The sequence below is a fragment of the Saccharopolyspora rosea genome, assembly GCF_025643595.1.
Lineage (GTDB): Bacteria > Actinomycetota > Actinomycetes > Mycobacteriales > Pseudonocardiaceae > Saccharopolyspora > Saccharopolyspora rosea.
Window position 1 is genome coordinate 3,053,129 of sequence record NZ_CP102826.1, and the last position, 19,330, is coordinate 3,072,458.

The following is a 19,330-nucleotide window of genomic DNA, read 5'->3' on the forward strand; positions in this document are numbered from 1 at the left end:
CGTCGGACCGGATGGGGCGACAGGGTGAGTGGGGTGACCGAGGGGCCGCGGGCGGCGATCGTGCGGACAGCCGTCCAGGATGCGCAAACCATTCGTCGCGCGACCACGGCCGCCATCGTGGGCAACGTCGCGGAGTGGTACGACTTCGGCATCTATTCGTACCTCGCCGCCATCGCCCTGACGCGGGTCTTCTTCCCCCACGGCGGGAACTGGGCGGCGGTGCTCGCGCTGGGCACGTTCGCCGCCGCGTTCGTGGTGCGACCGCTCGGCGGGCTCGTCTTCGGGCCGCTGGGTGACCGGATCGGTCGCGCCCGAGTCCTGGCGAGCACGATCTTCCTGATGGCGATCGCGACCGTGCTGCTCGGACTCGTCCCCAGCTACGGCGCGATCGGTGTCGCGGCCCCGGTGCTCGTGCTGTTCATCCGGATGCTGCAGGGCTTCTCCGCGGGCGGTGAGTACGTCGGGGCGCTGACCCTCGTCGCCGAGTACGCCCCGGACCGGCGGCGCGGTTTCTTCGGCAGCTGGCTGGAGTTCAGCACCCTGGTCGGGTACACCCTCGGGGCGGGCATCTGCGCGATCCTGGTCGCCGCGCTGCCGCCGGACGCCCTGCTGTCCTGGGGCTGGCGACTGCCCTTCCTGCTCGGCCTGCCGGTGGGCGCCATCGGGATCTACCTGCGGATGCGACTGGAGGAGACCCCCGCGTTCCGGCAGCTCATGGAGCGCTCGCCGGCGATGGCCACCATGGCGCTGCGCCGCGTGTTCCAGATCCTGGTGACCCATTACCGCGCACCGGCGCTGATCGCGACCGGGCTGATCGTGGCCTGGAACGTCACCAACTACGTGCTGACGAACTACGTGCCGACCTATCTGACCGACACCCTGCCGCACTACGGCAAGAGCGGGACCAGCGACACGGTGTCGACCGCGCTCCAGGTCGCCGTCATGCTCGCGATGCTGTGCGTCATCGTGTTCCTCGGCAAGCTCAGCGACAGGATCGGCAGGAAGCCGATCCTGCTCACCGGCAGCGTCGCGCTCGTGGTGCTCGGCCTGCCCTCGGTGTGGCTGCTGAGAGCCGGGCTGCCCGGCCAGGTCCTCGGCCTGCTGATCATGGGTTTCACCCTGCTCTGCTTCGCGGCGGTGGCCCCTTCGACACTGCCCGCGCTGTTCCCCACCTTCCTCCGCTACGGCAGCCTGGCCATCATCTTCAACGTGGCCGTGTCCGCGTTCGCGGGCACCGCGCCCACGCTCATCGGCGTCGCGGTGACGACCACCGGCAACCTCGACTGGCCCGGCTACTACCTCGTCGGAGCGGGCGTGATCGGCCTCGTGAGCACCGCGTTCCTCGCGGAACCGGCCGGACGGCCCCTGGTCGGCGCGGCACCGCTCACCTCAAGCGCGGACCTGCCCGCCCCGAAGCTCTCGGAAGACGGCGTGCCGCTGGAAGAACCGCCGACGCGCCGGGAGCCGTGACGGGGTGCGCCGCAGCGCCCGGCGGTTCCGAACGCCGGGTCCGGGGGCCGGCAGGTCGGCGTAGCAGTCCTCATAGGACGGAAGGTCGGGGCGGGGCTGCGCTGGTGGCCCGGGAGGCGGAGCAGCCGGTCATCATGCGGTTCCACCGAGTAGCCACGTGGCGGATTCGCGGTGAGATCCCACTCACCGCACCCGTTCATGCCGTCGGTTGTGCCACTCTGTCGCGCTGATGCTGACTCCCGAAGTGCTCACCTGGATCGCTGCAGGCGTCGCCGTCCTCGCGGTGGTGTTGGCGGGGTGGCAGCTCCGGCGCGTCGGCCGACAGGCCCGCCATGTCGCGCAGCAGGCCGACCGGGCCGACGAGAAGGCCACCGCGGCAGGGGCCCACGCGGAGGCGGCGGCCGCGGCCGCGGAGCGCGCCCAGAACGAGGCGCACCGGGCGTGGGAGCAGGTCAAACTGGCCTCGGAACAGCTCCAGCAGGCCCAGGAGGAACACCGCGCCAGCGACCAGGCCGAGCAGTGGGAGTGGGCCTACGCGCTGACCTCGCACGGCCGGGAGCTGGTGGAGGCCAGCCAGGAGCTGGTCCGCACCGCGCTGGACACCCGGGTGGCCCCGCACTACCGCCTGGCGGCCGACCGGTACTACCGCCAGAGCTGCCAGCGGTGGCAGGACACGATGGTCAAGGCACTGTCCCGCACCTCACCGACGCTGGAGTTGCAACACCGGATCAGCGTGTTCGCCCAGGTGCAGCAGCGGCTGCACGGCCACATCGACGTGCTGCTGCGGGCGGCCGAGACCGGCACCCTCCCCGGGAACGACGCGGTCGTGCAGCACGCCCACGCCCGGCGGCAGGAACTGGCCAACGCCTACCGTCAACTGCAGCGCACCGTCAGCGGCGACCTCGCCACCCCTCGCGTCGACCCGCAGGAGGTGCCGACCCAGCACATCACCGCTTCGGTGGCGTCCGGGACATCGCCGACGCCGACCGCAGCGGACACCACGAGCCACCACGGTCAACAACCCGAGCCGCCGAACACCCAGCACGCGATCGCCGCGAGACCGGCACCCGACCAGGCGCGTCCCTGAGCCGCTCGCGGTGGCCGATCCGGAGGAGCGCGATGACGGAAGTGCTGCTCGTCGGGCTGAGCACGGTCGACCTCGTGCAGCGCGTCGAGGCCGCGCCGCACCCGGGGGAGAAGGTCCAGTCGACGTCGGTGGAGACGGTGGCGGGCGGTCCGGCGACGAACGCGGCGGTGGCGGTCGCCGCGCTGGGCGGTCGGGCCCGGTTGCTCACCGCGCTGGGCGCGCACCCGTTGGCCGAGCTGGCGCGCCGCGACCTGGCCGAGCACGGCGTGGAGCTGGTCGACGTGCGCTCCGACGGTGTCTCGCCGCCACCGGTGAGCGCGGCGGTCGTGCGGGAGCGCGACGGCGAGCGCACGGTCGTCTCGCACAACGCCGCCGGCGTGGAGGTGCTCCCGCCGGACGACCTGGACGGCGTGCTGGGACGGGCGGCGGCCGTACTGGTCGACGGGCACCACCCGCGCCTCGCCCTGGCCGCGGCGGAGACCGCGCGGCGGCGGGGCGTCCCCGTGGTGCTCGACGCCGGGAGCTACAAGCCGGTGCTGGTCGACCTGCTCCCCCTGGTCGACGTGTGCGCCTGCTCCGAGGCGTTCCGGTTGCCCGACCGTCCCGACGACACCGATCGCGCGCTCCACGACCTCGGAATTCCGGTCGTGACCAGGACACGCGGCCAGGACCCGGTGTCCTGGTCGTGCCGCGGGGGCGGCGAGGGGACCGTGCGACCTTCCGAGGTCACCGCGCGCGACACCCTGGGCGCCGGGGACGTCTGGCACGGTGCGCTGGCGTTCGGGATCGTTCGGCTCGGGCGGGTGCCCACCGCGGACGACCTTCCCGGCCTGCTCGCCGAGGCCAACGAGGTGGCCGCGCTGCGGGTGCGGCACCGGGGCGCGCGTGCGTGGGTGGCCGCCGCCCGGAGCAGGGGTTCGTCGATCGACCCTTGAAGGTCATCGCTCCCAGGGCGCATGATCACCGGGTCGAAGCGGCGGGCGTGCTCGCCGCAGCCACCAGCCCGGCACCCGGGTGGCGTGAAGGGACCGCGACATGCCGACCACGCTCCTCGCTGCGGACACCATCGGGAAGCTCCACGAACCGTGGAGCGGGCACGACACCCGGGCGCTCGTGGTGGCCGTGCTCGGGATCGCCGTCGTCGTGCTGCTGATCGTCCGGATGAAGATGCACGGCTTCCTCGCGCTGACCATCGGGTCGCTCGTCGTCGGGATCGGGACCGGCATCGGACTGGGCGAGGTGGCCCAGTCGTTCGAGAAGGGCGTCGGCGACGTGCTCGGCAGCGTCGGCGTGCTGATCGCGCTCGGCGCGATGCTCGGCAAGCTGCTCGCCGACTCCGGTGGGGCCGACGAGATCGTGGACAGGATCCTCATCGGCGGACGCCGCGGGCTGCCGTGGCGGGTCGCCCTGATCGCCTTCATCATCGGCATCCCGATGTTCTTCGAGATCGGCCTCGTGCTGCTCATCCCGGTCATCATGCTGACGATCCGCCGGTCCGGGCGTCCCGCGATGTACCTGGCGATCCCGGCCCTGGCGGGCCTGTCCGTCCTGCACGGCTTCATCCCCCCGCACCCCGGGCCGCTGGTGGCGATCGCGAACCTGCACGCCAACGTCGGCATCACCCTGGCGCTCGGACTGGTCATCGCGGTGCCGACCGTGATCGTCGCCGGACCCCTGTTCGCCGGGGTGGCGGCGCGCTGGGTGCCCATCGGTGCGCTCGGCGCGGGTGGGAACCTCGTCGCGTCCGGCGGCGACTCGCCGGGCACCACCGCCCCGGAGGGCGCGACAGCGGCACCGGGTGAACGCGTGCGCCGCCCGAGCTTCACCTGGACGCTCGTCACGATCCTCGCGCCGGTGGTGCTGATGCTCGTCCGCGCCGCGGCCGACGTGTGGATGAGCAAGTCCGCGTGGATCTACCCGTTCCTGCAGTTCATCGGGGAGCCGATGGTGGCGTTGCTGATCGCCGTGCTGCTGGCGATGGCGACGTTCGGTACCCGGGTCGGGTTCACGCCCATCACGCTGGCGACGAAGCTCGGCGAGAGCCTGACGCCGATCGTCAGCGCCACGATGATCGTGGGCGCGGGCGGTGGCTTCAAGCAAGTCCTCGTGGACGGTGGCGTCGGCACCGCCATCGGCAAGGCAGCCGTGGCGGTGAGCCTGTCCGCGCTGCTGCTGGGCTGGTTCGTGGCCGTGCTGGTCCGGCTCGCGACCGGGTCGGCCACGGTGGCGACCGTCACGGCGTCGGGCATCGTGGCACCGTACGCCGCCGACCTCCCACCGGCGCAGCTGGCCCTGGTCGTGCTCGCCATCGGCGCGGGCTCGCTGTTCTTCTCCCACGTCAACGACGCGGGCTTCTGGCTGGTCAAGGAGTACTTCGGGATGACCATCGGCCAGACCGTCAAGTCGTGGTCGGTGATGGAGACGATCATCTCCGTGCTCGGCCTCGCGCTGACGCTGCTGCTGTCGGCGTTCCTCTAGGGAGTGTTTCGGAAGTGCTGTGCGTGGCGGTGCCGGTGGCGGAACCTCAGCGGCCGTCTCGACTCCGGGAGCCCCGACTCATGTATGCCCAATACACAGCGTCGGGACTGTCCTCGCGAGCCGACCGCTGAGAACCCGCAGCGGTGCGGGTTGCGAGACCACTCACCGAAAAAGAAAGCGGCTGACGCCGCTTATAGAACACGCGCTAGCGGCGCGAGCCGGCTGGCGCCCACCCGGTTCCGGGATGCGCGCGGGCGGAGGCGCTCCGTTCCCGCTGTCCGCCCCTGGTGCGCGAGGGGAGCAGCGGACGCATCCGGCGATCGTGCTGCGGGACGTGGTCGCGGAGATCGTGCCGGAGCAGGTGGTTCCACCACATCGCTCGGGAGAAGTGCTCGGCGATCCCGGTGCGATCGCGCGCGGATTCGAGGGTCCATTGTGGACGCTGCATGGTCGCCGGGGGCGACCGCGGTTCCGCCTGCCGCGTCGGGTTTGTTCGAGCGGCCAAAGCTGGCTGATCACCGTGCCGGTGGCCACGTCCAGGGCGGCGAACAGGCTGGTGGTGCCATTGCGGACGTAGTCGTGGGTCATCCGCGCCGGCGTGGTGGGCATGACCGGCAGGATCGGCGCGGTGCGGTCGATGGCCTGCATCTGGCTTTTCTCGTCCACACACAGCACCAGGGCGTTCTCTGGCGGGTCCAGATACAGCCCGACCACGTCACGGACCTTGCCCACGAACTCCGGATCGGTGGACAACTTCCAGGTCTGCACCAGGTGGGGTTTGAGATCGAAAGCCCGCCAGATCCGGGAAATCGCTGTCTGCGACATCCCCGCCGCCTCGGCCATCGAACGGGTCGACCAGTGCGTGTCGCGGTGGGGCGGAGCCTCCTCCAGCGTCTTGTTGATCACCTGCTCGACCTGCTGATCGGTGATCGTACGAGGAGCCCCCGGACGCGGCTCGTCCGACAAACCCTCCAGCCGATCGTCCACGAATCGGCGCCGCCACTTGGTCACCGTCGGCGGCGACACCCGCAACTCCCGCGATACGTCCATATTGGACATTCCGCTGGCGCAAGCGAGAACAATGCGTGCCCGCAACGCCAATGCCTGCGCGGTCTTCGGACGACGCGCCCACCCTTCAAGCGTCTCCCGCTCAGCATCGGTCAACACCAACTCCGGCAGACGCGGACCTCGACGACCCATCCCCAAAATATACAACAAACTTACGACTCAAGACACTAGCGGACAGCCACCTCACAAGTCCTGTTGCTGCTCAACGTTGGACCACCTCCTTTCCTGTGTACGCAGCACGCTAGGGGTCGGTGCGCCGCCCTGGCAACGGGTTTTTCCGCTGCCGAGCTCCCGGGCCCCGCAAGACCGGACGACGACGGGGGAGCGCCGGCAGCGCAACTGCGCGACCGCGGAGGAGTTCCTGAGGTGGAACCCGGCCGCACCTGGCTGGAAGGGGGGAGGAACGTCGGGGTTCGCGGTTACGGTGTCGGCATGACGCCGCAGGAGCTCAGAGACGTGTGCTTGGGGTTCGTCGGGGCCCGGGAGGAGTTTCCGTTCGACGCGGACAACAGCGTGTTCAAGGTCGCCGGGAAGATCTTCGCCATCAGCAGGCTCGGCGGGCGTCCGCTGCGGGTGAGCCTCAAGTGCGAGCCGGAGCTGGCCCTCCAGCTGCGCGGGACGTACTCGGCCATCACGCCCGGATATCACCTCAACAAGCGCCATTGGAACACCGTCGTCCTCGACGGCTCGGTGCCGGACGACCTCGTCCGCGATCTGATCGAGGATTCCTACGACCTCGTCGTCGCCGGTTTGCCCAAGCGGGAGCGGGAGAAGCTCCGCTGGCGCGCGCTCAGCGAGGAGCGGTGAGCGCGCACCCGGGATGCGGAGTCCGATGTGGACGGTGTGCTGGCCGGTCGCCACGCACTCCCACCTGGTGAAGACGTCAGCTCGGGAGGGCGCGGGATCGGCCCGTCCCGGCGTCCGCCCTTCCCAGGGCTCTGCTGCGGTGTTGCTACCCGCACCGAGGCATGGCGTTGCGCCGCCCACATCGGATCACGACGGCCTGCGCGACCGCGGGCTCAGGGCTGTGCGCGGTCGTGCAGGATGGATCGGGCGTCTTCGACCATGCGGTGGACCAGCTCGCCGGCGGGCGGGATGTCCCGGACGAAGCCGACGGCTTCCCCGACGATCACGTTGGCGGTGTCGAAGTCCTCGGGCTGGAGTGGGCGTGCTGTGCCTGGTGGTCCGGTCAGGCCCGGCCGGGGACGGCGAGGTCCCCCTCGACGTACTGGGCGCGTCCGTGGGCGAAGGACCAGTCCTGCGGGCCGTTTTCGACGATTCCGATGAACACGTCCTCGCCGCGCACCCCGAGGCGGCCGAGGTGGTCGGCGATGCTCTGGTGGAGCCGTTGCTTGACCGGAGTGCTGCGCCCGGTCTGGGTGAAGATCTGGATCATCACGACACCGTCGGTGCGCTCGAAGCCGAGGCCGGCGTCCTGCGCGATGACGTGGTCGGCGTCGTGCTCGGTGACGATCTGGAACCGATCCCGTTCGGGGATGCCGAGCACGGCGACGATCGCGCGGTGCACGGCGTCGGCGACCTGCCGGACCTCGTCGGGTCGGCGGCCGCGGACCAGGTCGATGCGCACCAGTGGCATGGGGATTCCTCTCGTCGGTCGTTCGACTGCACGCGCGCTCATGTCCGCGGATGCAGCGGGTTGCGGATTTTCAGACGTGGCCGGCCAGGCGGGTGAGGGTGTCGGCGGCGGGCTCCACCTCGGCGTGGCGGTGGCCGGTACCGGCCCAGAGGTGGATCAGGCGGGTGTCCCCGGCGGTGGTGGCGGCTTTGCGCAGCGCGCTGGTGAGGTGGTGCAGCGCGGGGTAGGCGCAGGGTGCGATCGGCCCGTACCGGTCGGCGAAGTGGTTGCGCAGCGCCCGCGCGGGACGACCGGTGAAGGCGCGGGTGACGACGGTGGTGTCGAACTCGGGGGAGACGAGGGCGTCCTTGTGCACTGTGGACGCTCCGCTTTCGCGGGTGCGCAGGAGCGCGGTGCCCACCGCGACGGCCTCCGCGCCGGCGCGGAGGGCGGCGGTGACATCTGGGGGTTCGCTGATCCCGCCGGCGGCGATCAGCGGGAGTGCCGTGGCGTCGCGTACTTCCCCGATCAGCTGCGGCGCGGGGATGTCCGGCCGTGGAGGCTGATCCGGGGTGAGGGTGGCGTAATGGCCGCCTGCGGCCGGGGCCTGCACGACGAGCGCCTGCGTTCCGGCTTCGGCCGCGCACTTCGCTTCGTGCGCGGAGGTGACGGTGTGCACGACGATGCTGCCTGCACTGCGCAGTGCGCTGATGATCTCGCGGTCGGGCAGACCGAAGGTGAACGACACGACCGGAACGGGGTCGGCGAGCAGCAGGTCGATCTTGGCCGCCCAGCGGTCGTCGTCCTCGATGGGCACCTCGGGCAGGTGCACGTCGTACCGGTCGGCTTCGGCCTCCAGCGCCCGGCGGTACGCGAGGTAGTCCTCGCTGGAAGCGGGCATCGGGTTGGGGACGAACAGGTTGACCCCGAAGGGCACGCCTTCGGCGCGCACGGTGGCGATCTGGTCGGCCAGGGCTCGCGGCGTCTTGTATCCGCCGGCGAGGAAGCCCATCGATCCGATGCGCCCGGCGGCGATGACGAGCTCCGGTGTGGTCGGTCCGCCCGCCATCGGAGCGGCGAGAACGGGCAGCGTGATGCCGAGTTCGGTGAGCACGAAGGTCTCCTCCTCAGGGCCTGTCTTTGAACTCTTTTGGGTGCCGGTGCCGGTGGCGGAACCTCAGCCGCCCGCCCGTCACCCGACCACCACCCCCCACGGAGGCGCTGACGCGCCACTGTGACCACCGAAGAACCCGCGGCGGTGCCAGTTGCTTGCGTACTCACCGAAAGAGAAAGCGGCTGGCGCCGCTTGCCACGCCTGTTCCGGGAGCAGGTTCGAAGACAGGCACTCAGGTTCGGCTCGGGCGCGGGGTGGTGCCGGATCGGTGCGGGAATCGGACTCGGACCGCGGCGGCTGCGATCCCGGCGGCCAGCACGAGCGCGCTGGCGAGCACTAGCACCTGGTCGTAGCCGCCGTGCAGCAGCGGGGCGGAGAGCACCGGCCCGAGGATCTGCCCCGCGCTGTAGCCGGCGGTCAGCATCGCCACCGCGCGTGGCACCCGCAGGTGCCGCCCGATGGCGAGCGTGATGGTGCTGATCCCCATGAAGGTCGCGCCGAACAGCACCGCCGAGGTCAGGGACGGTGCCACGCCGGGGAACACGGCTGGCAGCGCGATGCCGAGGGCCTGGATGACCAGCGCGGCCAGCAGCAGGGCAGGTCGGCTCCAGTGCCGCGACAGCCAGGCCCACGCCGCGCATGAGGGCAGGGCGGCCAGACCCACGAGGACCCAGGCGCCGGCACCGAGCGCGCCGGGCGCGCTGCGCTCGATCGCGGCGACGAGGAAGGTCCCCGCGATGATGTACCCGACGCCTTCGAGGGTGTAGCTGGCCAGCAGCGGAACGAACCACCAGTGGGTGCGCGGCCCGGTCGCGCCTGCGGTGGCCGCCTCCGCGCTCTGCTCGGGAGGCAGGCGCCACGCGATCGCGGCGAGCAACGCGGTGAGCCCGGCGCAGGTCCACCACGCTTCCTGCCAGGTGCCGACGGCCCGCTCCACCAGCACCAGGAGCCCGGACAGCGCGATGCCGGCCCCGACCCCGCCGAAAACCCAGCCGGCGAAGTGCTGGGCGTGCGCGCGCAGCTGCGAGAGGGCTGCGCTGACGGCGATCACGAAGATCAACGCGCTGGCCGCACCGGCGACCAGCCGCAGAGCGGACCAGGCCGGGGCACCGGTGAGGACGGGCATCAGCGCCAGGCTCGCCACCAGGGCGAGCAGCGAGCCGCGCAGCGCGCTCGCCGAACGCACCACAGCGGGCGCGGCGATTCCGAGTAGCGCACCGGCCAAGTAACCGAGGTAGTTGACCGTGGCCAGACAGGCTCCAAGCCCGGCGGACATGCCAGCCTGGGCCTGCATCAGCGGAAGGATGGGTGTGAAGGCGAACCGGCCGACTCCCATCGCCGCGGCCAGCGCCGCCGCCGCGCGGACGACGACCGGCCACGGGGAGCCCGTGGGCGCGGAGCGGTGTGCGTCGTTGTTCATGGCGCCACCGACGCTAGGCAGCCCGAGCAACCTTGTGAAATGCCGTCTGCGCTGGTTGTATGCCTGGCAGGCATAGTCGCTGATGAAAGAGGTCCACAGGTCGTGGATGTAGAGCTGCGCCACATCCGGGCTTTCGTCGCGGTGGCCCACCACCGCTCGTTCACCCGCGCCGCCGAGGAACTGCGGATCACCCAACCCGCGCTGAGCCGCACCGTCGCGCAGCTGGAGAAGATCCTCGGCGTCGAGCTGATCGACCGCTCCGCGCGCCGGATCGGAACCACCCGCGCGGGCCGTGAGTTCCTCGGCTACGCCGAGCAGGCCACGTCCGCTCTTGAGCAGGGGATCGCCGCGGCGCGCAAGGACATCACCATTCGACTCGGGTTCAGCTGGTTGCTGCCCGACCCGTGGGCCCAGCGCGCGGTCACCCGCTTCGAACGGGGAACCGGCGCCTCGGTCGCGCTGGTGCGGTGCGACGATCCGCTCCAGGCGTTGGGCGAGCGCACCGTGGACGTCGCCGTCGTCCGCGGCGAGGTCCGCAACGCCCCGCCGGCCGCGCGCGCCGTGCACCTCTACGACGAAACCCGCGTGGCGGTGTGCTCCGAGAACAACGCCCTCGCCGACCGAGATCGGCTGGACTGGTCCGAGGTCCCGTCCTGGCCGTTGGTGGTCAACACCCGCAGCGGAACCACCGGACCGTGGTCGTTCCCGGCCGGGCGCGGCCCCGAGCACATCGTGGAGACCGGGAACTTCGACGAATGGCTGGAATCCGTCGCCGCCGACCGCGGGATCGGCATCGTCCCCGAGGTCGCGCAACGCCGCATCAGCCACCGCGCCGTCCGGTTCCTCCCGCTGACCGGAGCCCCGCCCAGCGCCGTGCACCTCGTGCACGTGCCCCTCGCCCAGCAGGACCTGGTGAACCGCTTCCTCGACGCCGCCCGCACCGCGACCGAGCGCTGACGGCGGCGCACGATCGCGGACTCCCCGTGGAACCACCGGCCACGCGCGGAATCCACTGTGGACTCCGGTCGTCGTTGTCAGGATTGCGGCCGGGATGTCCAGCCGAGTTCGTCCGTTGGCAGCCTCACGCGTTCGAATCGGCGGCAGCGGACTGGTGGGTGGCACCCTCCGGGAGGGGCAGGGGCTCGATGTCGCCGACGACGAGGAGGTAGATCAGGCACGCGAGCACAGCCACGGCTCCGGCGGCGACCAGACCTCCCACGAAGGACCCGGTGAACCCGTAGATCAGGCCGATGAGGGCGGGGCTGACGGCGCCGGCGACGTTGGAGGCCGCGTTCTGGATGCCCTGGATGGTACCGGAGCACGACTTGGCCGATCGGGGCGCGATGTCGGTGGGCAGGGTGACGATGCAGGTGGTGGCGAAGGTGACGCTGCCGAAGGAGAACGCGAGCAGTGCCAGGGCCAGCCACGAGCTGTCCACGACGGCTGCCAGGGCGATCACCGAGGAACCGAGCATCCCGCCGACGATGCAGGACTTGCGGGCGAAGGTCAGGCTGTGGCCGCGGCGGACCAGGCGGTCCGAGACGGCTCCGCCGAGGAAGTTGCCCGCGAAAGCCACGATCCCGGGCAGGGTGCCGAAGATTCCCAGCTCCAGCAGCGAGAATCCGCGCTCGTCCACGAGGTAGGAGGGGAACCAGGTGATGAAGAAGTAGATGACGAACGCCTGGCAGGCGAAACCCAGCGCCATGCCCCACACCGTCCGGTTGCGCAACAGGTCCTGCCACCGCACCTGGTCGGCTTCCGAGGTCTGCGCTGCGGCGTCCTGCTCGATGTGTTCGAGTTCGGCTTCCGAGACCCACGGGTGCTCGCGGGGCCGCCGGTACAGCCACCACCAGACCGCCACCCACACCAGGCCGATCGATCCGGTGATGACGAACGAACCGCGCCAGCCCAGCCACATGACCAACGCGGTGACGATCGGGATGGCCAGCATCGTGCCGCCCCGCGCGCCGCTGTCGTAGATGCCCGAGGCCGTCGCCCTCTCGCGGCGCGGGAACCACTCTTCGACGAGCTTGGTGCAGGCGGGGAACGCGCCCGCTTCGCCGAGCCCCAGCAGCAGGCGCACGGCGAACAGCGACGCGAATCCGCGCGCGACCGCGGTCGCGGCGGTGAACAGCGACCACCAGGCGACGGCCGCTGCGAACATCACCTTGGTGCCGAACCGGTCGACCAGCCGTCCCAACGGGATCTGGAACACCGAGTAGGTCCAGAAGAACGCGCCGAGCAGCAAGCCGGACAGCTCGGGGCTGAGCCCGAGCTCGGCGTTCATGTACGGCAGCGCGACCGACAGGTTCGCGCGGTCGACGTAGTTGATCGCGATCGCGAGGAACGCGAGCAGCACCATGAGCCAGCGGATCTTGGTGCGGCGCGTCGGCGCGGTCCCGGGTGCGGGAGGCATGTGCTTCTCCGGCTTCGGTCTCGGTGTTGAGGGGCGTCCGGCGTTCGGCGGCCCGGCATCGGGATGATTGACAGCAACGCAGTATGCAAGCTCTGATTCATCTGGACAACAAGTGAATGAAAACAATTCAGGAGGGTTGCTTGGTCCGGCCAGCGCGCGAGAGCAGGTCGCCGTCGGCACGCCTGCGGGCGCGGTTCGAGGAACACCGCCTCACGCCCACGCAGCGCCGGATCGCGCAGTTCCTGATCGAGAACGCCCAGCAGGCCGCCTACTTGTCCAGCAACGAGGTCGCCGAGCTGGCCAACGTCAGCCAGGCGTCGGTGACCCGGCTGGCGATCGCCCTCGGCTTCGAGGGTTATCCGCAGCTGCGCCGGTACGTCCGGGAGCTCGACCTGGCAAGCCCTCCCGCCGGTGACGACACGAGTCGCAACGAACTGCAGCACGCCGTCGCCGGGGAGATCGCCAACCTGCGACGTCTGGAATCGCAGCTGGCCGACCGCGACACCGTGCGCCGCGCGGCCACCCTGCTGGCCGGCACCCGGCCGTTGCCCGTCCTGGGGCTCCGGGCCTCCAGGCCGGTCGCGCACTACTTCGCTTACTTCGCCGCGAAGGTGCTCCCCGACGTGCGGTTGCTCCCCGACGGGGGCACGTCCCTCGGCGACGGTCTCGAACAGGCGCGAGCCGCCGGGGCGTCGGCGCTGCTGGTGTTCGCGCTGCCCCGGTACCCCCGGGAGACGGTCGCGGCCATGCGCGCGGCGCGTGATCTCGGGCTCCAGCTGGTGACGCTCACCGACAGCGAGCTGGCGCCGGTGGCCGACCTCGCCGATGTCGTGCTCCCGGCGGCCGTCGGCTCGCAGCTGGTCTTCGACTCGCAGGCCGCGCCGATGCTGCTGGCGATGGTGCTGCTCCAGGAGATCTGCGCGGTCGAGCCCGGTTCGACCCAGCACCGCCTGGAGGCGTTCGAAAGATCTGCCGCCGCCAGGCAGATCTTCGAGCCCTGAGGAGAAGGCGAACCGGGCCGGCACCGCGGATCGGCGCCCTCGGCGGGGCCGTCCGCGTGCGGGAGTACCGAACCAGGTGATGCCAACGGAACACCTTGATCCCTAGTGTCCACAGTAGTCTCTTCCGGCAGCGCGGGTGCTGCGTGGTGACCGACGTCGCCCCGCGGCAGGCGCGTGCGGGCGGTGAGGACGCTGGAGAAGGGTTCCGGGCGGGAACGTCCGGATCGAACGGGAGGCCGTGGTGGTCGCAGGGGCGAGGTCCGGTGTCGGTGTGGGAGTGCGCCGCGTGTTGCGCGGGATCGGGGTGCTGGCGGGGATGTGCGCCGTGGTGACGAGCCTGTTCCCCATCTCGGCGGGAGCGAGCGACGGGTCGTCATGTCGCGATGTGCGGTTCGAGGCGCGGTTGGCGCGGGCGCTGCCGGTGTCGGTCTACGGCCGGTACTGCCGTCCCGCCGGGGCCACCGCGCGGACTCCGCTGCAGGTCCTGGTTCCCGGGGCGACGTACAACCATTCCTATTGGGACTATCCGCGGCACCGGTATTCCTACACGGCTCATGCCACCGAGTCCGGGTTCGCGACGTTGGCGATCGACCGGTTGGGCAGCGGTCGGTCGTCGCGGCCGCCGAGCGTGCTGCTGACCGCGGCCGGGCAGGCCGAGGTGGTGCACCAGGTGATCCAGCAGGCCATCGCCGGTCGGGTGCCGGGAGTGCGTCATGAGCGCGTGGCGTTGGTGGGGCATTCGCTGGGCAGCGCGATCGCGACGGTGGAGGCGGCCACCTACCGGGATGTGGACGCGGTGGTGCTCACGGGCGTCACGCACGGCATCGATCTCGGTGCGACCGCGGACACGTTCCTGCGGCACATGCACCCGGCGCTGGTCGATCCGGCGATGCGCACGCTCGACCCCGGGTACGTGACCACGCGGCCCGGCTACCGCAGCGGTCTGTTCCTCTCCGATGCGGGTGGGCCCGGTGCGGCCGAGCTCGATGAGCGCACTCGCGATGTCGTGTCGGCCACCGAGGTTCCGGATGCGATCGCCGTGTTGACCGCCCCGGTGTCCCGCCGGATTTCGGTGCCGGTGCTGCTGGCCGTGGGGGACCGGGACAAGCTGTTCTGCGGTCCGATGTCGGCGGGACGGTGCGCCACGGCGGCGACGTTGCGCGCGGCCGAGGGACCGGACTACGCCGAGCTGGAGACGTTCGTGCTGCCGGGGGCGGGACATTCGCTGAACCTCATGCCCCGCGCTGCGCGGTACATGACGGCGGTGCAGCGCTGGCTGCACGCCAGGTTGGGGTGACGCGCTGATCGACACCGCCCGGGTGCCCATCGCGGGCTCGGGACGTCCCCACGCACAGCAGCGCCGACGACGTCGGGTCAGGAGTCGGCGGTGGAGCGGAGGTAGGCGAGCAGCGCCCCGATCCCGACGACGGGGCCGACGGCGAGCGCGAGCAGTGCTGCGGTCCAGGAGGTGTTCTCGACGAGGACGGGAACGAGGTAGATGGTTGCCGTGGTGGTCACGTAGCCGGTGGCGAGTTGGAGCGAGACCGCGCTGCCGACGTAGCGCTGGTCGGCGTTCTCGGTGACCATGGCGGAGAACTGGGCGGAGTCCGCGATCACCCAGAACCCCCAGAAGGCGCTCACCAGAAGGACCAGCGGCAACGGCAGGGTGCGGATGAACGCGAGCACGACGGCGGCTGCGCCGGAGCAGACGAGGCTGATCAGCGCGGACTGCGCGCGGCCGACGCGGTCGCTGATGCGGCCACCGACGAGGCAGCCGATGGCGCCGACACCGATGCAGGCGAACGCGGCCAACGCCGCGTGTTGGGACCCGTTCGGTGAACCCGCGAACCCGTCGAGGCCGGCGAGGAAGGTCCCGATCCAGGCCCACATCGCGTAGAGCTCCCACATGTGCCCGACGTAGCCGAGATTGGCGAGCATCACTCGCCGGTTCCGGTTGGCGCGCAGCGCGGAGCGGAGCCGGAACACCGACTTCGGGAAGGGGAACGGTCCGGAGCGGCGGAGGAAGAACGTGGTCACGCCCCCGGCGGCGGTGAGCGCGGAGGTCGCGACGATCACGACCTGCCATCCGAGGCCGCCGGTGGCCTTGATCAGCTGCGGGGCCGCGGAACCGAGCGTCAGCGCGGCGATCATGACGCCGAGGGCGGTGCCGCGGCCGCGCTGGAACCACGACGACACTTCCTTGAGCGCCGGTGGGTACACGGCGGCGAGGCAGGCTCCGGTGAGCGCGCGCAGCAGCACGGCGACGGCGAAGCCGGGTGACCAGAGCAGGACGAGGTTGACCCCGGCGGCGCCGAGCGCGCCCAGGCTCATCAGTCGCCGACCGAGGAGGGCGTCGGCGAGACCGGTCGCGGCGAGGGTGAGGGCCCCGACCACGAAGCCGAGTTGCACCGCGATCGTCAACAGCGAGCTCTCGCCGCTGCTGAGGTCCCACAGCCGTCGCAGCTGGGGAACGACGAACGAGGCGGAGAACCACACGCTCATGGACAGGAAGGTGGCCACGGCGATGAGGCCGAGCGCGAGCGCGGCGCGCGGGTGGGCTGTCGAGGCGGGCGAGGTGGTCGGGACCCTCATCTCTCGGTTCTCCGTCGTGCGGTCGCGGGCGGGTCGGGAGCGCGGACGCGGCGATCGCCTGATCGACCGGCTCCAGCAGCGGGACACCCTACGCGAGAGCTTCCCGGAGCAGCTCGTCCTGCTCGGCGCCGCGCGGGATGCGGGCCACGAGGGCACCTCGCCGGTTCGCGGTGGCGGTGTCCCTGGTCGTGCGGATCGCCAGCGGCGTCGGCAGCGTCCCTCATCGCCGCGGCACGCGAGGCCGGTCACCACGCCGTGATCGCCGACGGGTCCGCGATCAGGTGCAGGAGTTCGCGGAACGTCCTCGCGGACAGGTCGCGCGAGAGGTCCAGGACGTGCGTGCGGCTGTAGTAGCGGCTCGGGTCGGTTCCGGTGCCGACGCCGTGGATGCGCGCCGTCCCGGCGCGTTCCTCGGCGAGCACGACGTCGGTGAGGTGGTCGTCGAGGTACCGTTCGCCGTTGGTCAGGGCGGTGGCGCTGTCCATCGGGCTGCCGTCCGAGATGACCACGAGCAGTCGGCGCCGCTCGTCGCGGACCGCCATGCGCCCGCACGCCCACGACACCGCTTCGCCGTCCACGCCCTCCCGGAACAGGTCGGTCTTGAGCAGGCCCGCGATGCCGCGGCGGGCGCGCCGCCACGGCGTGTCCGCGTCCTTGAAGACGAGGTGGCACAACTCGTTGAGGCGGCCCGGGTTCCGGGGGCGGCCGGCGCGTCGCCAGTCGCGCAGCGCGCGGCCCCCGTTCCAGGTTCGGGTGGTGTGGCCGAGGATCTCGCTGCTCGCCCCGGCGAGGTCCAGCGCCCGGGCGAACACGTCGACGAGGACCGCGACCGCCTCGGCGTGTTCCCGCATCGAGCCGGAGCAGTCGACCAGGAAGCTGACCAGGCAGCTCGTTGTCGGCTCGGTCCGCTCGGCGCGGAACAGCCTGCGCTGGGCGGGGTTCGCGACCAGCTGAGCCAGCCGGCGCCCGTCGACCCGGCCCAGTTCCCGGCCACCGTCCCAGCCGGTTCGCACCGGATTCGCCAGCAGCGCGGCGAGATCGCGCGCCAGCCGTCCGGGATCCAGTCCCAGCCGGACGATCCGCTGGTCGAGCCGTTCGCGGTACTGCGCGAGCAGTGCCGGGCGGACCAGGGTGGTGACGGCGCACTGCTGGTCGTAGGCCGTCGTGAAGGCGCGGTACCGGCCTGCTCCGCCCGTCTCCGGTCGGACGCTCTCAGGGGCGGCTGCCGTCGGCGCGTCGCCGCCCTCGTCGTCGACGTCCAGCAGCAGCGCGGACCGGGCGCGGTCGGCGGTGCGGTCCGCGGCGTCCTCGCCTTCCGGGGTTCGCCGCACCAGGCGGCTGACCGCGGAGGCGATGGCGAGCGCGTGCCGGGCGTGGGCCGCCTGGTCGTGCCGGTGTCGGCGCAGCGCGGCGAGATCCTCGCCCAGTTCCGGGACCAGGGCGAAGCGCGTGGCCTCGATGAGGTCCTCGGTCTCCGCCACCACCGGCTCGCCGCTGAGGCGGCTGCGGGCGATCTGGGCGACGGTGTAGAGCAGGAGCCCGTGCTCGGTCCCGGTGAGTCCGGCGTGGTGCACCGATCTGGACCACCGGACGTGCCGGTGGCGCAGGTTCTGCCTGACCCCGGGCATGTCCACCGGCGCCAGCGACTCGACGCGGAACTGCTCCAGCATCCCGAAGACGAACCGCTGCACCGGGTCCTGCGGGCACAGCCGGCGGTGCAGCTCGGCGTCGGAGTGCCGCAGGAGCATCGCCGTGCCGTCCGCCGCGCCGCGGGCGGACGCGAAGTCCTCATCGGACGGTCGCGGCTGCGGCGCGGGCGTCGGCACGCGTCGGTGCCCCCGGTGCAGGAGCTGGTCGCGGAACCGCAGTTCGGGATCGCCGCTGAGGGCGCGGACCGCTGCCGCGCACAGTTCCTCGGTGCGGTGGCGACGTCGGGCGGTGGCCGCGGTGTCGCTCATGACGCGGCCGCGAGCGGGGACACGTCCGCCAGCTCCCGCCCGAAGCAGCGCTGGAAGTACTCGGCGACCACGGGCCGTTCGGCTTCGTCGCACTTGTTGGCGAAGGAGAGCCGGAAGGCCGCCGCGGCGTCGCCGAAGATCTCGGTGTTCTCGGCCCAGGCGATGACGGTGCGCGGCGACATGAGGGTGGACAGGTCGCCGGCCTGGAAGCCCTTCCGGGTCAGGTCGGCCAGCGCGACCATCGACGCGACCAGTTCGCGGGAGTCGGCCAGCTCCGGCACCCTCGCCCGCACGATGGCGATTTCCACGTCCGGTGGGAGGTAGTCCAGCGAGGCCACCACGTCCCACCGGTCGAGCTGGGCGTGGTTGAGCCGCTGCACGCCGTGGTAGAGGCCGTTGAGGTTGCCCAGGCCGACGGTGTTGGCCGTGGCGAACAACCGGAAGCACGGGTGGGGGCGCAGCACCCGGTTCTGGTCGAGCAGGGTCAGCTTGCCGTCGCGTTCCAGCAGCCGCTGGAGCACGAACATCACGTCCGGCCGCCCGGCGTCGTACTCGTCGAAGACGAGCGCGACCGGCCGCTGCACGGCCCAGGGGACGATCCCCTCCTGGAACTCGGTGACCTGCCGGCCGTCCCGCAGCACGATCGCGTCCCGGCCGACGAGGTCGAGCCGGCTGATGTCGGCGTCGAGGTTGACCCGCACGCAGGGCCAGTTCAGCCGGGCCGCCACCTGTTCGACGTGCGTGGACTTCCCGGTGCCGTGCAGCCCCTGCACGAGGACGCGCCGGTTGCGGGTGAACCCGGCCAGCAGCGCCAGCGTGACGTCGGGGTCGAAGCGGTGGTCCTCGTCGACCTCCGGGACGTGTTCGTCGGGTTCGCTGAAGGCGGGAACGACGAGGTCCGAGTCGATTCCGAAGGCGTCGCGCACACGGACGCGGTCGTCGGGCTGGTTCGCAGGCATCGGGGTTCCACGCTCCGGGGGTCGGTTCCGGTGGGTCAGAGCCTGTCTTTTGAACTCGTTTTGGGTGGCGGTGCCGGTGGCGGAACCTCAGCGGCCCGCCCGTCACCCGACCACCACCCCCCACGGAGGCGCTGACGCGCCACAGCCACACCGGCTCCGGGAGCCCCTCCTGATGTATGCCCAATACACAG

Annotated in this window: 15 protein-coding genes and 1 pseudogene; 8 read left to right on the forward strand and 8 right to left on the reverse strand. The window is 71.4% G+C overall.

The genetic code is table 11. The features are described 5' to 3' along the window. Positions 1-33 precede the first annotated feature (33 nt). From NV263_RS14165 to NV263_RS14180, 4 genes are all read left to right on the forward strand, one after another. Entirely contained in the window at positions 34-1,470 is a 1,437-nt protein-coding gene (locus NV263_RS14165) for an MFS transporter (RefSeq protein WP_263253664.1), read from the forward strand. 229 nt (positions 1,471-1,699) lie between these two features. After that, on the forward strand, positions 1,700-2,557 hold the full coding sequence (locus tag NV263_RS14170; protein WP_263253665.1) for a hypothetical protein: 858 nt from the start codon (positions 1,700-1,702) through the stop codon (positions 2,555-2,557). A gap of 32 nt (positions 2,558-2,589) precedes the next feature. Further along, on the forward strand, positions 2,590-3,492 hold the full coding sequence (locus NV263_RS14175) for a PfkB family carbohydrate kinase (RefSeq protein WP_263253666.1): 903 nt from the start codon (positions 2,590-2,592) through the stop codon (positions 3,490-3,492). A gap of 100 nt (positions 3,493-3,592) precedes the next feature. Then, the gene (locus NV263_RS14180; protein ID WP_263253668.1) at positions 3,593-5,035 is read left to right on the forward strand and encodes a GntP family permease; all 1,443 of its coding nucleotides are present in this window, start codon (positions 3,593-3,595) and stop codon (positions 5,033-5,035) included. Positions 5,036-5,536: 501 nt separating this feature from the next. On the opposite strand, the pseudogene NV263_RS14185 reads toward NV263_RS14180, so the two are convergent. Further along, positions 5,537-6,235: pseudogene (locus tag NV263_RS14185) on the reverse strand (IS630 family transposase); the annotation flags it as partial. A gap of 300 nt (positions 6,236-6,535) precedes the next feature. Here NV263_RS14185 and NV263_RS14190 point away from each other — a divergent pair. Next, positions 6,536-6,910: an MmcQ/YjbR family DNA-binding protein gene (locus tag NV263_RS14190; protein WP_263253669.1), complete on the forward strand. Its 375-nt coding sequence runs from the start codon at positions 6,536-6,538 to the stop codon at positions 6,908-6,910. Between the two features lie 382 nt (positions 6,911-7,292). Here the strand turns inward: NV263_RS14190 and NV263_RS14195 are convergent, their stop codons facing one another. From NV263_RS14195 to NV263_RS14205, 3 genes are all read right to left on the reverse strand, one after another. Beyond that, positions 7,293-7,700, reverse strand: a complete 408-nt coding sequence (locus tag NV263_RS14195) for a tautomerase family protein (RefSeq protein ID WP_263253671.1) — start codon at positions 7,698-7,700, stop codon at positions 7,293-7,295. A 70-nt stretch (positions 7,701-7,770) separates the two neighbouring features. Beyond that, on the reverse strand, positions 7,771-8,793 hold the full coding sequence (locus NV263_RS14200) for an NAD(P)H-dependent flavin oxidoreductase (protein WP_263253673.1): 1,023 nt from the start codon (positions 8,791-8,793) through the stop codon (positions 7,771-7,773). Between the two features lie 232 nt (positions 8,794-9,025). Further along, the gene (locus tag NV263_RS14205) at positions 9,026-10,213 is read right to left on the reverse strand and encodes a YbfB/YjiJ family MFS transporter (RefSeq protein WP_263253675.1); all 1,188 of its coding nucleotides are present in this window, start codon (positions 10,211-10,213) and stop codon (positions 9,026-9,028) included. Positions 10,214-10,315: 102 nt separating this feature from the next. Here NV263_RS14205 and NV263_RS14210 point away from each other — a divergent pair, with 102 nt between their 5' ends. Then, positions 10,316-11,170: a LysR family transcriptional regulator gene (locus NV263_RS14210; RefSeq protein ID WP_263253676.1), complete on the forward strand. Its 855-nt coding sequence runs from the start codon at positions 10,316-10,318 to the stop codon at positions 11,168-11,170. 124 nt (positions 11,171-11,294) lie between these two features. Here NV263_RS14210 and NV263_RS14215 read toward each other — a convergent pair whose 3' ends face one another. After that, the gene (locus tag NV263_RS14215; RefSeq protein ID WP_263253677.1) at positions 11,295-12,629 is read right to left on the reverse strand and encodes an MFS transporter; all 1,335 of its coding nucleotides are present in this window, start codon (positions 12,627-12,629) and stop codon (positions 11,295-11,297) included. Positions 12,630-12,769: 140 nt separating this feature from the next. On the opposite strand from NV263_RS14215, the gene NV263_RS14220 reads away from it, so the two are divergent. Both NV263_RS14220 and NV263_RS14225 read left to right on the forward strand, forming a co-directional pair. Next, positions 12,770-13,630: a MurR/RpiR family transcriptional regulator gene (locus NV263_RS14220; protein ID WP_263253679.1), complete on the forward strand. Its 861-nt coding sequence runs from the start codon at positions 12,770-12,772 to the stop codon at positions 13,628-13,630. A 286-nt stretch (positions 13,631-13,916) separates the two neighbouring features. Further along, positions 13,917-14,927 (forward strand): alpha/beta hydrolase, encoded by a 1,011-nt coding sequence (locus tag NV263_RS14225; protein WP_263253681.1) that lies wholly within the window; start codon positions 13,917-13,919, stop codon positions 14,925-14,927. A gap of 77 nt (positions 14,928-15,004) precedes the next feature. On the opposite strand, the gene NV263_RS14230 is transcribed toward NV263_RS14225, so the two are convergent. The 3 genes from NV263_RS14230 to NV263_RS14240 form a co-directional block, all read right to left on the reverse strand. Continuing rightward, entirely contained in the window at positions 15,005-16,222 is a 1,218-nt protein-coding gene (locus NV263_RS14230; protein ID WP_263253683.1) for an MFS transporter, read from the reverse strand. Between the two features lie 245 nt (positions 16,223-16,467). After that, positions 16,468-18,180 (reverse strand): cobaltochelatase CobT-related protein, encoded by a 1,713-nt coding sequence (locus tag NV263_RS14235; protein ID WP_263253685.1) that lies wholly within the window; start codon positions 18,178-18,180, stop codon positions 16,468-16,470. Next, positions 18,177-19,139 (reverse strand): AAA family ATPase, encoded by a 963-nt coding sequence (locus NV263_RS14240; RefSeq protein WP_263253687.1) that lies wholly within the window; start codon positions 19,137-19,139, stop codon positions 18,177-18,179. Before NV263_RS14240 ends, NV263_RS14235 begins: the two co-directional genes overlap by 4 nt. Positions 19,140-19,330: the final 191 nt, after the last annotated feature.